Raw genomic sequence first — 12,607 nt, 5'->3', positions numbered from 1 at the left:
CGTCCGCACGCCCGGGATGCGGCCCGAGGCCTCGGCGCGCGCGTCGGCTCGTTCGTCGGCAGTGTCGGCAGGCCCGTCGACAGACCCGCCCGCGCTGTCGTCCCCGCGGCCTCCGTCGCGTTCGCCGCCATGGCCACGGTCGCGTTCGTCGCCGTGGCTGCCGTAACTACCGTGACTGCCGTCCTGGTCGTCGTGGCCGTCGCCAAGGTGGTCACTGTGGTGGTCACGGCCGTCCTCGCCGCGCTGGTCGGCGCACAGCTCGGCGCGGCCGTCGGAACGATCGGCGGCAGGCCCGCGGGCCGGGTCCATGCTGCGGGACGTGTCCGGTTCAACCGGTCGGGGAGGCTCAAAACCAGCCATGGCTCACGGCTCTTCGATGGAGAGGGGCCGACAGGAGAGGAGGACAACGCTGCCCGGGCAGCAGGCCCGCCCACGGGATGACGTCGGTCTGCGCCGCGCAGCACCGTATGTGACCTGTTCCTTTCAGAGTACGACGGGCTTGGGGCCCCGCCCAGCGAGGAAGCCCCGGAGCGACGTTGTTCCCGCGAAAGGGGGATGCGCCCGCCGAGGCTGTGCGCCCCGCCCACAGGCGATCGCGCCCCCTCCGGAAAGGAGGTTCCCTGGAGCTTGACTGAGCGGACCGGGCGGCGCAACAGCCCCACGGGACACCGTGACCGGACTGTCATGGATCGGCGACGATCCGTTGCGGCGCGTCGCGAACCGTGACGTCCGACCTGCCCCGACAGTCCCGGTGAGCCCGCGCCTCACCGCCCGCCACGGGGGTGCGGAGGCCGTTTCAGCCAACGCGTACGGCTTCGCGACGCCGTCTGGCATTTGCCATATGCATAGGCGCGGCCGCTGGCACCATGCTCGGCATGTCCCTGCTCCTGTTCGACCTCGACAACACCCTGCTGCCCCGGGACGCCGCCTACCGGGCCTGGGCGCAGGACTTCCTGTCCGAGCACGACCTCCCGCCGGTCGACCTCGACTGGTTCGTCACCCTCGACGGCGGCGGCTACGTACCGCGCAGCACCGTACTGTCGGCAGTCCGGCGGCGCTACGGGCTGGACGTCTCCGCCGACTTCCTGACCGCTCACTACCGACGCGGCATCAACTCCCACATCCACTGCCCGCCCCGGCACATCGAGGCGCTCCGGGTCGCCCGGGCCGCCGGGTGGACACTGGGGATCGTCAGCAACGGCGGCACCCGGCCGCAGTTGGAGAAGATCCGGCGGACCGGGCTCGGCCCCCTGGTCGACGGCTGGGTCATCTCCGAGGAGGCCGACTGCGTCAAACCGGACCCGCTGATCTTCGAGATGGCGGCTCAGCGGTGCGGCATCGCCCCCACCGGGGACTGGGCCGAGCACACCTGGATGATCGGGGACCACGCGCCCGCCGACATCGCCGGTGCCGAACTCACCGGACTGCGCAGCGTCTGGCTGCACCACGGCCGACCCTGGGCGGAGAGCGGCTACCGGCCGACGCTGAAGGCGGCCGGTCTGCCGGAGGCCGTCGGCCAGGTCCTCGCCGCGCGGAACGCGCCCTCGCCGCGGCCGGACGTCCGCTCCGGCGGGCCGCTCCGGAAGGCCGCGGCGGGAGCACCGGTTCACGCGACGGCGCTGGTCGGCGCACGGTCCGGCGCACGTCCCGCGGTGGCCGCCGTGGACGGCCCGAGTGCATCCGTTCCCGCGACCGCCGGGACCGCCGGCCAGGCCACCGCCGCAGGTGGGCCGGGTGTCCGAAACCGATCCGGCGGGTTTGCCCTGATCGCCGAGGCCCGTCCGGAGACCGGCCCGGGCTCCGGGACCAGGGCGGGGAGCAGACCGGGTCCGGCCGCGGACGGCCTCCGCCCCGCACCGACCGCGGCCGGCGCCGCGGCCACCGTCACGGCCGGAGCCGTCCGTCCGAAGCCCCTCGGCAGCGGGCCCGACGGCGCCGTCCCCGCCCGGACCGCCTTTGCCGCCGTGCCCCCTGCGGCCTCGTCCGCGGCGTCGTCCGCGACCGCCGTGGCGGCCGCCCAGTAAGGCCTCGGCCACACCCCGCCCGAGCCCCCTCCGCTTCCCCGCCCCCTACTTCCCTGCCCCACTCCGGCCCCGCTCCCCCGCTCCCCCGCCGCCCCTGCCCGCCCCCGCGCCGCCGTCAGCCGTTCGCCCGCCCCACCGACTCCACCCGCCGCCCCGGCTACGCCGTCGCCGCCACCGCTGTACGGGTCCACCAGCAGGTGCGGGCCTGCTCGACGAACCCGAGCTTGCGGTAGAGCGGTTCGCCGAGCGCGGTGGCGACCAGGGTGGCCGGGCGGTCCGGGTGCGCGTGGGCCAGAGCGGTCCGGAGGACGGCGCGGGCCGCGCCCCGGCCGCGCTGCTCGGGCAGGGTGGCGACCCAGTACACGCCGGTTGCCTGGCCGTCGTCATAGGTGAGGCAGGTGCCCGCCACCGCGCCGTCGACACGGCCGAGCCAGCCCCGCCAGCCGGGTACGTCCAGCAGTCGCTCCGGGAGGGCCTCGCCCCGGACCCAGGGCTGTCGGGCGGGCAGCGGGAAGCCCTCCACGATCGTCCGCTCGACCAGGGCGAAGCTGTCGCCGTCCCGCGCCTCATCGACCGTCAGGACGCCGCCCCCGTGCGCCTCCGAGACCACGGGCAGGTCGGTGGTCGCTCCCTCGACCGGTCCCGGATCCCGGACCATCACCGGCATGAGCGGCATCCGGGTGGCGCCGAGGCCGGTGAGGTCGAGCCCGTCGTACGGGTCCTCCACGGTGCAGCGTATGGTCGACCAATCGGCCATCAGCTCCGCCAACTCCTGCGCCACGGCGGCCGGTTCGTCGTAGGGGCGGGTCACCACGATGCGGTGCGCGTCGTCCGGGGTCCGGGCGCACCGGACCGCGGTCAGCCCCGGGCGGGTGCGGGACTGCCAGCCGTGGACGCGGGCTTGGGCGAGCCAGAAGGCGGCGGCGTTGTCGTTGGCCCGTTCGAGCCGGCTGTTGGTGTTCACGGCAGGACCGTAACCCGGTGCTCCGGTTCCCGGTTCCGCCGTCCCAGGCTTGGCCGGATGAAGCCTGGGAGGCGCACGACTTCTCCCCGTGCGCCCCCTCGTGCACCGCCGATTTTCGGTCAATTTCGCGCCGATCCCTCCCGCTTGGGCAAATCCGCAGCCCAGACCAGCCGGCCGGGCGCACCGGAGCCGGACGCCCCAGGAACCGTCCCGCGACAACCAGCCACCGTTGCCCCGGCCCTCTTCCCAGAAAGGTCGACGGGTGCCACGCTTCGTGATCGAATGCATCACGCCAAATTGCCATGTCGACATAGCGTCGGATGGTGAACTTGTCACAACGGCAATGGTCCACCCGATAGATTTCGATCTTGGCCAGCAGTGCCGCACCACCCACACCACACCACCGAGGGGGCTTGAGCGCCTTGAGCAGGGTGAGCAGGAGCGACGCGGGTCCTGATAGCGGCCAGGCGGCGGCCGGCAGCTCGGGTCGGTCCGCGAGAAGCACTGGCACCGCCGCGATCGCCACCACCCGCACCTCCGGCACCCCGGGCGCCGCCTCGCACTCCTCGTACTCCGCGGTGCCCTCCCCCGGGGCGGGCACCGGCATCGGCCCCGGCGCGGCGCCGGCCACGGCGGACCACGGCGCGGCGGCATCCTACGGAGGACAGCCCGCCTACGGGGGCCAGCCGGCCTTCGGCGGACAGTCCTTCGGCGGACAACCCGTCAGCCGAGGACCCGTCAGTCCCGGCCAGAACTACGGCGGCGAGCACCCGGGCCATTCCAGCCACCCGGGACATCCCGCCCACCCCGGCCATTCCGGCCACCCGGGCTACGGCGGCCAGCTCGGTCACCCCGGTCATTCCGGCCACCCCGGCTACGGCGGCGGCACCCCGGGCCCGAACGGCGGCGGCACCGTCGCCGCCGGGCCGGGCGGCGGTCCGCTCGGCGGCCTCGCGCTCGGCTCCGGCCACGGCCCGCTGGGCCACGGCGGGCCCGGAGCGAACGGCTCCCCGACCCCGGTGACGGCCTCCGCCCCGCGCAAGCTGTCCGGCCGGCGCCGCCGGGAGACCGTCGCGGTGCTGATCTTCGGCGGCGCCCCGATCTTCGAAAGCTCCATCCCGCTCTCCGTCTTCGGCGTGGACCGCCAGGACGCCGGGGTGCCCCGCTACCGCCTGCTGGTCTGCGCCGGCGAGGAGGGCCCGCTGGCCACCACCGGCGGACTGACCCTCTCCGCGCCGTACGGCCTGGAGGCGCTCGCCCGGGCCGGCACGATCGTCGTACCGGCCTGGCGCTCGATCTCCCAGCCCCCGCCGGTCGAGGCGATCACCGCCCTGCGCAAGGCCCACCACGAGGGCGCCCGGATCATCGGGCTCTGCACCGGCGCCTTCGTACTGGCCGCCGCCGGCCTGCTCGACGGCCGCCCGGCGACCACCCACTGGATGTACGCGCCGACGCTGGCCAAGCGCTACCCGCGGGTCCACGTCGACCCGCGCGAGCTGTTCGTCGACGACGGCGACGTGCTCACCTCGGCCGGTACCGCCGCCGGCATCGACCTGTGCCTGCACGTGGTGCGCAGCGACCACGGCGCCGAGGCGGCCAACGCGCTGGCCCGCCGCCTGGTGGTGCCGAGCCGCCGCGGCGGCGGAGGACAGGCCCAGTACATCGATCAGTCTTTACCTGAAGAGATCGGCAACGACCCGCTGGCCGAGGTGGTCACCTGGGCGCTGGAGAACCTCAACCAGCAGTTCGACGTCGAGGTGCTGGCGGCTCGCGCGTACATGAGCCGGCGCACCTTCGACCGGCGGTTCCGCACGCTCACCGGCAGCGCGCCGTTGCAGTGGCTGATCACCCAGCGGGTGCTCCAGGCGCAGCGGCTGCTGGAGACCTCGGAACTGTCGGTGGACGACGTCGCGCGCCGGTGCGGGTTCCGTTCGCCGGTGGCGCTGCGCGGGCACTTCCGCCGCCAGCTCGGGGTCTCCCCGGCCGCGTACCGGACCAGCTACCGGGCCCGCCGTCCCGGTCAGCAGCCGACCGCGCCGGCCGGTGCGCTCGGCGACCTGCGGCTGTCCGGAGCGATCCCGCACCCGGCGGGCGCGGTCGTCCCGGCGGGCGGTCCGCTGTTCGGCGGGGCCCACGGCATGCCGTCGGGGCAGCCGTTCCCGGCCGGTCCGGGCGCGCCGCTCCCGGTCGGCTCGCACGGGCAGCCGGTGCCGCACGGGCAGCCGGGCGGCCACGGCCAGCCCGGCGGGTTCGGTCCGGGCCAGGTCGGGACGCCGACCGGCCAGGCCTTCCACGCCCGCGGCGGTCAGCCGTACCCGCACCAGCAGGCCTCGCAGCAGTCGCACCCCGGGCAGCAGGGTGCGGCTGGGCGCGGTCCGCTGCGGCCGCCGGTGGTTCCGCCGCAGGCCGGGTCGGGGACCGGTCGTCCGCCGCGCACCGCCGAACACGCGGCGGCGGAGGACGGCCTCCCCCAGCCGGGGGTGCGCGGTCAGGGCCAGGGGCACCGGAGCGCGGCCGAGCGGCCCGCGGACGACCCCGGTTCGGCCGGGCGCGGCCACGGCGCGGCCACCGGACGGATGCCGGCCCCGGCCGGGCAGCCGGGCTCCGGCCCGGGCGAGCTCCGCGGCCGCCAGGCCCGGGCTCCGCAGGTCCGCGGCCAGGCCGGCCGACCCGCGCCCGAGGGCGCCCGGGCGGCGCGCGAGGTCCGGACCGGACGGGACGGCCACACGGTCCTGACCGGCCGGGAGGGCGAGCACCCGGACGGCCACGGCACGCACGACGGGCCGGAGGAGCACCAGGCCGAGGCACCCCGCTCGGCTCCACCGGTCCCCGCGGCGCGTGATCGCGCCGTAGGGTGAGTTGTGTGAATGACCGTTTGGTATGGATCGACTGTGAGATGACCGGCCTCGACCTCGACCAGGACGCCCTGGTCGAGGTCGCGGTGCTGGTGACGGACTCCGAGCTGAACATCCTCGGCGAGGGCGTGGACGTCATCATCCGGCCGCCGGCCGAGGCGCTGGCGAACATGCCCGAGGTGGTGCGCGAGATGCACACCGCCTCCGGGCTGCTGGAGGAGCTGGAGCAGGGCGTGACCCTGGCCGAGGCCGAGGAGCGGGTGCTCGCCTACGTGCGCGAGCACGTGCCGGAGGCCGGGAAGACCCCGCTGTGCGGCAACTCGGTGGCCACCGACCGCGGCTTCCTGGCCCGGGACATGCCGGCCCTGGAGAAGCACCTGCACTACCGGATCGTGGACGTCTCCTCGATCAAGGAGCTGGCCCGCCGCTGGTACCCGAAGGCGTACTACAACAGCCCGCAGAAGGGCGGCAACCACCGGGCGCTCGCCGACATCCGGGAGAGCATCGACGAACTGCGGTACTACCGCGAGGCGGTGTTCGTCCCGCAGCCCGGCCCGGACGCCGACACCGCGCGGGCGATCGCCGGGAAGTACCAGGCCCCGGCGGGCTGAGCCCGGGCCCGCCCCGGGCGGCCCACCCCGGAACCGCCCGGAACCGCCCGGCGGACCCCTGTCGGAGGGACCGGGAAGGTGCCCGCGTTCGCCGGAGCGAAACCCTGGCGCGAGCACCCTCTCGGATCCTGTAGAGTTCTTCCTGTCGGAACGGGAACGCGAGAGCGGGAACGGGCCGGACAGATGGTGGGTGTAGCTCAGTTGGTAGAGCACCTGGTTGTGGTCCAGGTGGCCGCGGGTTCGAGTCCCGTCACTCACCCCAGAGCCTGAGGGGCCGATCTCTTCAAGAGATCGGCCCCTCAGGCGTTTTCGCCTCCCTCGGTCGAACACGGCCTCGGTCGAACACCGCCTCAGCCGGACACGGCCTCAGCTGCGCACGCGCCCCCTCGTCCGCGTGTGCGCTCCCTCACACGCGCCCGCCGGATCGGCTTTGCGGCGACCCCTGCCCTCGGAAGCTACCGACTAGTAACATCGTCGCCATGACCACTCCCACGATCGGCCAGATGCTCGACTCCACCGTGCCGATGGCGCACACCCTCAAGCTGGAGTACCTGGAGACCACCCCGGAGCGCGCCGTGCTCCGCCTCCCGGACCAGCCCGCGTACCACAACCACGTCGGCGGCCCGCACGCCGGCGCGATGTTCACGCTGGCCGAGTCCGCCAGCGGCTGCATCGTGCTCGCCGCCTTCGGCGACCAGCTGTCCCGGGCCGTGCCGCTCGCCGTGAACGCCGAGATCGCGTACAAGAAGCTGGCCATGGGCGAGGTCACCGCCACCGCACTGCTCGGCCGCCCGGCCGCCGAGGTCGTCGCCGAGCTGGACGCCGGCGGCCGCCCCGAGTTCCCGGTCACCGTCGAGATCACCCGCGCCGACGGCGCCGTCACCGGCGTGATGACGGTCACCTGGACCCTGCGCCCCAACTCCTGACCGCCACCCGGTCGGTGGCCCCGGGAGAACAGGCCCGGGGCCACCCGTACGATGACTGTCCGTGACGGCGGGCGTGACCTCACCGCCCGGCCGCTCGTTCTCGATTCACGTGCGAGCCAATCACGCGACCAAGCCCCAGGAACCCGTCCCCCGCGGCGCCCCGCGCGGCGTCGCCGGCGCCCGCCGCGGGATCGCCCGGCGGCTGCCCCGCCCCCGGGTCCTCGCGGCCGCCGGGGCCCTGCTCGCACAGCTCTGGGGGTTCGGCGCCCCCGGGGCGTACGCGGCCACCGCCGACCCGGTACCGGACCCGGCCCGGCCCACCGTCCGCCGCGCGCTGCAGGCCGCACCGGCACTCGACCGGCCGGTGCTCGACAGGCCGGTGCTCGACGGACCCGCCCTCGACGGGCAGTCAGCCGAACGTCCCGTCGGGTCCGGACCGCCGGGCCGCTCCCCCGGGCCCGCCGGGGAGCCGACCGGCAACGGCCCCGCCGGCGGGATCACCGGCGTCGCCGGGGCCGTCGGCGGCACCCTCCAGGAACGCATCCGGGCCGGCGGCCTACCCCTGCCCGGCCAGCGGGCGGCCGTCCCCGACGCCTTCGCGCTCGCCTCCGGCCTGCTCGGCACCGTCCCCGCCCAGGCCCGGCCCGACGGCCCCCGCGCCTCCCGCGAGGGCGAACCCGCCGACCCGCCCTCCGCCACCCGGCACCGCGGCGGCGCCCCCTCCACCATCCCCCGGCAGCGCGAGGCCGCGACGGAACCCCTGCTCCAGGAGGCGGCCACCGCCGTCGACGAGGGCGGACCCACCACCGAAGCCGGCAGCACGGCGGACTCCACCGCCACCCCCGCGCCGGACCATGGCAGCACGCCCGGGACGACGGCCATCGCCGACACCGCCACGGCGGCCGGCTCCGGAGACGGCTCCGCCACCGCGACCGCCGTCCTCGTCCCCATCGCCGCCGGACTCCTGCTCACCGGAGCGGCCATGTGCAAGCACCGCGGACTGCCACGCGGCCACTGAGCGGCCCCGGCCGCAGTGGACCGCCCCGTAAGGCATGGGGACGCTGCGCAGCCGCGAGAAGGCGGCGGGACACCTCCGGCCACCGGGCCCAGGGCCGGGCGGCAGCGCTCCGCCCCCGCCTAAGGCGTGGCCAGGTCCACGGCCAGCAGCGGGAGTTCGCGCCCCGGGATCGAACCGGACGGGACGGCGCCGATCCGGATGGCGCCCATCGCGAGGTAGAACGGCTCGGCGTTCGGATCGGATTCGATGATGAGCCGAGACAGGCCGAGTGCCACGGCCAGGCCCTTCGCCCGTTCGAACAGCGCGCGGCCGACGCCACGGCCGATCGACTCGGGCTCGATGAAGAGCAGGTCCAGCGACCCGGTCGGCGGCGCCCCGGAGAGCGAGACGAAGCCCAGGACCCGCCCGTCGTCCTCGGCCACCGCCGTGGCCGACCGCTCGATCACACCGGCGTCCACGGTCAGCTCCGCCCGACAGTCGGCCATGAACGCCTCGTCGTAGCCCCAGCACGCCTTGGACCGCAGCGCGATGCCGGTGAGCAGCGCGGCCTCCTCCGGCCGGGCCGGTCTGATCTCCATGACGCCCCCTCGGGTCGCTGGCCGGACGGCAGCGCCATTGTCGACCGCGACTCGGTCGTCGGCAAACGGTTTTACGGCCGGCGGAGCGGGCGCGGAGAAGCGGTGCGGAGAAGCACCCGCAGGACCGCCGAACCCCCTACCGCGACGAGCGGCCCGTCAGCGGAACACCCCCGGCGGCGGTTCCGGGGACGGGGCCGCCGTGGCGTCCGTCGCCGGGACGGCGCCGGCCGCGAAGTCGGTGAGGGCGCGGCCGTGTTCGACCCGGGCGTGGGCGGGGTCGGAGGCGGCGCGGCGGGTGAGTTCGGCGATCGGCAGCGGGGTGTGGGCGGCGGCCAGGACGAGGTTGCCGAAGCGCTTGCCGCGCAGCACGGCGGGGTCGGCGATCAGGCAGAGCTCGGGGAAGACCGCGGCGAGGGTGGCGACCTGGGAGCGGGCGAAGGGCAGGGCGCCGCCGTCGGCGATGTTCGCGGCGTACCAGCCGCCGGGGGCGAGGGCGCGGGCGGCGAGGGTGGTGAACTCGACGGTGGTGCAGTGGGCCGGGGTGCGGGCCCCGGAGAAGACGTCGGTGATCACCAGGTCGACGCTGTCCTCGGGGGTGCGTTCCAGCACGCCGCGGGCGTCCGCGCCGCGCACCTTGATCTGCCAGCCGCGTTCCAGGGGGAGTTCGGCGCGGACGAGTTCGGTGAGCGCGGTGTCGATCTCGGCGACCTGCTGGCGGGAGCGCGGCCGGGTCGCGGCGGTGTAGCGGGCGAGGGTGAGGGCGCCGCCGCCGAGGTGCAGGACGGTGAGCGGGCGGCCGGGCGGGGCGACCAGGTCGATCAGGTGGCCGAGCCGGCGCTGGTACTCGAAGCCGAGGCGGGTGGGGTCGGCGAGGTCGACGAGGGACTGCGGGGCGCCGTCGATCAGCAGCGACCAGGCGGCGGGGCGGTCGCGGTCGGGGCGCAGCTCGGCGAGGCCGGAGCCGACGGGGCGGCTGAGCGGGCCCTGGGCGTGGGTGCGTCCGCCCGGTCCGGTGGTGGCCTCGGGTTCCGGTCCGCGTGCGGCTCTGCTGCTTCGTCCCATGGCGGCCATTATCGCCGCCGCCGGGGGACGTCCGCTGGTCAGGGGCGTGCCACGGGGGCCCGGCCGGAGGTCGACTGGCCCGGCGGGGTCCGCGCGGCACGCCCGCTAGAACGGGCCGAGGCCGCCCGCGGTGAGTGTGCAGGCGGCCTCGCAGAGGGCGGATCGGAGGACCCAGGCGTCGGTGGGGCGGGCGGTGCGGCCGGTGCCGGAGGGCGGGATCACCCAGCGCGGGTCGGTGGCGGCGGGCAGCAGGGCGCCCGCGGTACAGGAGCTGCCGGGCAGGTGCCAGGTCTCCCAGGTGCCGGCCGGGACGAGGAAGGAGACGGTGCTGCCGTTGCGGCTCTGCAGGACGACTCCGCAGGCGCGGCGCAGTCTCAGGATGTCGACGGCCTCCAGGCCGTGCCGCAGGGCGACGGTCACGGTGTCGCAGGCGCTGACGACGGCGCCCTCCTCGGGGACGGTGCGCTCGCGCCGGTGGCCGCCGCGGGGGAGGCGGCCGCCTTCGACCGGTCCCCGGCCGGAGAGCCGGTCGTCGGCGGGTTCGGGGAGCAGGGCGGGGGCCGCGCCGGCGAGCACTCCCCCGGGGACGGGTCGGTACTGCGGCAGTCCGGTGGCCATCATGGGCTCTCCTGTACCTCGTCGGGTCCGGAAGCACAGCCGTTGGGAGGGGCCACCCGGCTGGGACGGGCCGGGCGACGGCGTGGGCTTCTTCCTCGTACCAGGACAACGCGGGGGTCGTGGCGCAGGCCACGGGGCGCATTACAGCAAGGCATGGCATTTCATGGCGGATACCCCGCAACATCGCCCTTTTTACCCGGGATTGACACGATATGTCCCACCAACCGAATGTGTCCGCTCGGTGACTCCGAGTACTCTCGGCGCCATGGCAGCCACCCCACCGGCCGAGCCGAACCGTCCGTCCCCCAACGCCGTGATGCGCGCACTGCGCGGCGACCGCTCTCCCGGCGAGTTCGCCACGGCCGTCCGCAGGGCCGCCCGCGAGATCGGCGAGCACGTGTCCTGCGACGCCCGGTACGTCGGGCGGGTCGAGTCCGGTGAGATCCGCTGCCCCAACTACGCCTACGAGCGGGTGTTCCGGCACATGTGGCCGGACCGCGCGCTCACCGACCTCGGCTTCGCCCCCCGGACCTCCGTCCGCCGCCGCCCGGCGGACCGGTCCGTCGGGTGGAGCGAACCCCCTCCGCTCCACCCGACGTTCCCGCCCCCGCCCGCCCCGCGCTCACCTCTCTCCACTCAACTCCCGTACGCTGCCTCGCCGTACACGGATCCAGCCGCACCGGACGGGCCCCCGTGGCCGAGCCGCGGGACGGTGCCCAGGGGGCCCGATGGATCGCCCAATCTCGACGAGGAGAACGACGACGTGCGTCGCCGTACGTTCCTGGCCGGCGGCACCACCGCGCTGGCCTCCGTGATCGGCATCGACCGACCGGCCTCGGCGGCCGGCCGGCAGGCCGGCGCCGACGGCGCCGACGGCGCCCCCGGTGCGCTCGCCGGCCAAGGCGCCTTCCCCGGTGCGGAGTTCACCGCGCCGTCGCTGCTCGGCGGCGAACCGCTGGTGCCCGGCCGGCCCGGGCCGGTGGGGCCGCTGCGCCGGGTCGGCGCCGCCGAGGTGCTCGGCGTGGAACAGGCCGTCCGGGAGATCCGGCTGGCCGACGACGCGCACGGCGCCGACGCCCTGTACGAGCTCGCCGGGCGGTCGCTGCGCAACGCGTACGTACTGCTCAACGAGTGCGAGTACAGCCCGGAGACGGAACGCCGGCTGCAGACCGGGGCGGGCGAACTCGCCATCTCCGTCGGCTGGTTGGCCCACGACTCGAACCGGCTCGCGGACGCCCGCTCGTTCTACTCCGAGGCGCTCGCCACCGCCCGGATGGCCGGGGACTCCGCCCTGGAGGCGCACGTCTTCTGCAACAGCGCCTTCCTGGCCAGGGACGCCGGCCGCCCGCGCGAGGCGCTGCGCGCCGCCCAGGCCGGGCAGGTCGCCGCCCGGGGCCTGGGCTCCGAGCGGCTGCTCGCCCTGCTGGCCATGCGCGAGGCCGGCGCCTGGGCGCTGCTCCAGGACCGCGTCTCCTGCGAGCGCGCGCTCGGCCGGGCGTACGCCCTCTTCGACCGGGGCCCCGGCGGGCGGGACCCGGAGTGGATGTCCTTCTTCGGCGAGGCCGAGATCGCCGGCCTCCAATCGCAGTGCTGGTCGGCGCTCGGCGACTGGGACCGCGCGAGCGAGCAGGCCGGGCTGGCGATAGCGCTCCAGAAGCCGCACTTCGTCCGCAACCGGGTGCTGTACACCGCCGAGCTGGCCCACGACCGGCTCGGCCGCGGGGACCTGGCGGGGGCGGCGCACCACGGCTCGGCCGCCGTCGCGCTGTTCGGCGCCGTCCGCTCGGCCCGGATCCGGAGCATGCTCGCGGACACCGCCGGGCGGCTGCGCCCGCACGTCGCGGTGCCCGAGGTGCGCCGGTTCCTGACCGACTACGACCGGGCGGCGGCCGCCTGAGCCCCGCCGCCGGGCTTGGCCGCGACGGGTCCCGGAGCCGCCCGGCCGGCCGGC

10 protein-coding genes, 1 tRNA gene and 1 pseudogene are annotated in these 12,607 nt (G+C 75.7%); 8 read left to right on the top strand and 4 right to left on the bottom strand.

What is annotated here, in order from left to right; genetic code table 11:
* Positions 1–129 precede the first annotated feature (129 nt).
* Both ACFVU7_RS26995 and ACFVU7_RS26990 read left to right on the top strand, forming a co-directional pair.
* Positions 130–441, top strand: coding sequence for a hypothetical protein (locus tag ACFVU7_RS26995; protein WP_388047527.1), 312 nt, complete (start codon positions 130–132; stop codon positions 439–441).
* Positions 442–875: 434 nt separating this feature from the next.
* Complete coding sequence (locus tag ACFVU7_RS26990; protein WP_388047525.1) at positions 876–2,024, top strand: HAD family hydrolase; 1,149 nt, start codon at positions 876–878, stop codon at positions 2,022–2,024.
* A gap of 157 nt (positions 2,025–2,181) precedes the next feature.
* Here ACFVU7_RS26990 and ACFVU7_RS26985 read toward each other — a convergent pair whose 3' ends face one another.
* Positions 2,182–2,988, bottom strand: a complete 807-nt coding sequence (locus ACFVU7_RS26985) for a GNAT family N-acetyltransferase (RefSeq protein ID WP_388047523.1) — start codon at positions 2,986–2,988, stop codon at positions 2,182–2,184.
* Between the two features lie 1,019 nt (positions 2,989–4,007).
* Between ACFVU7_RS26985 and ACFVU7_RS26980 the strand changes: the two are divergent.
* From ACFVU7_RS26980 to ACFVU7_RS26960, 5 genes and pseudogenes are all read left to right on the top strand, one after another.
* Positions 4,008–5,013: pseudogene (locus ACFVU7_RS26980) on the top strand (helix-turn-helix domain-containing protein); the annotation flags it as partial.
* An 838-nt stretch (positions 5,014–5,851) separates the two neighbouring features.
* Positions 5,852–6,454, top strand: coding sequence for an oligoribonuclease (orn, locus tag ACFVU7_RS26975; RefSeq protein WP_049660762.1), 603 nt, complete (start codon positions 5,852–5,854; stop codon positions 6,452–6,454).
* A 186-nt stretch (positions 6,455–6,640) separates the two neighbouring features.
* A tRNA-His gene (locus tag ACFVU7_RS26970) sits at positions 6,641–6,716 on the top strand.
* A gap of 217 nt (positions 6,717–6,933) precedes the next feature.
* Positions 6,934–7,380, top strand: a complete 447-nt coding sequence (locus ACFVU7_RS26965; protein WP_049660764.1) for a DUF4442 domain-containing protein — start codon at positions 6,934–6,936, stop codon at positions 7,378–7,380.
* 109 nt (positions 7,381–7,489) lie between these two features.
* Positions 7,490–8,398 (top strand): hypothetical protein, encoded by a 909-nt coding sequence (locus ACFVU7_RS26960; protein ID WP_388047521.1) that lies wholly within the window; start codon positions 7,490–7,492, stop codon positions 8,396–8,398.
* Positions 8,399–8,517: 119 nt separating this feature from the next.
* Here the strand turns inward: ACFVU7_RS26960 and ACFVU7_RS26955 are convergent, their stop codons facing one another.
* The 3 genes from ACFVU7_RS26955 to ACFVU7_RS26945 all read right to left on the bottom strand — a co-directional run bounded on the left by ACFVU7_RS26955 (position 8,518) and on the right by ACFVU7_RS26945 (position 10,659).
* Positions 8,518–8,976 carry a GNAT family N-acetyltransferase gene (locus tag ACFVU7_RS26955; RefSeq protein ID WP_388047520.1) on the bottom strand — a complete coding sequence of 153 codons (459 nt, stop codon included), beginning with the start codon at positions 8,974–8,976 and terminating at the stop codon, positions 8,518–8,520.
* A 156-nt stretch (positions 8,977–9,132) separates the two neighbouring features.
* Positions 9,133–10,038 carry a spermidine synthase gene (locus tag ACFVU7_RS26950; protein ID WP_049657326.1) on the bottom strand — a complete coding sequence of 302 codons (906 nt, stop codon included), beginning with the start codon at positions 10,036–10,038 and terminating at the stop codon, positions 9,133–9,135.
* 105 nt (positions 10,039–10,143) lie between these two features.
* Positions 10,144–10,659, bottom strand: coding sequence for a hypothetical protein (locus ACFVU7_RS26945; protein ID WP_310593138.1), 516 nt, complete (start codon positions 10,657–10,659; stop codon positions 10,144–10,146).
* A gap of 262 nt (positions 10,660–10,921) precedes the next feature.
* Between ACFVU7_RS26945 and ACFVU7_RS26940 the strand changes: the two genes are divergently transcribed.
* Positions 10,922–12,553, top strand: a complete 1,632-nt coding sequence (locus ACFVU7_RS26940; RefSeq protein ID WP_388047518.1) for a tetratricopeptide repeat protein — start codon at positions 10,922–10,924, stop codon at positions 12,551–12,553.
* Positions 12,554–12,607: the final 54 nt, after the last annotated feature.

Source organism: Kitasatospora sp. NPDC058046 (assembly GCF_042885595.1).
Classification (GTDB): Bacteria; Actinomycetota; Actinomycetes; order Streptomycetales; family Streptomycetaceae; genus Kitasatospora.
Note: the sequence above shows the minus strand (reverse complement) of the source record. Positions and strands in the feature narration are given on the sequence as shown.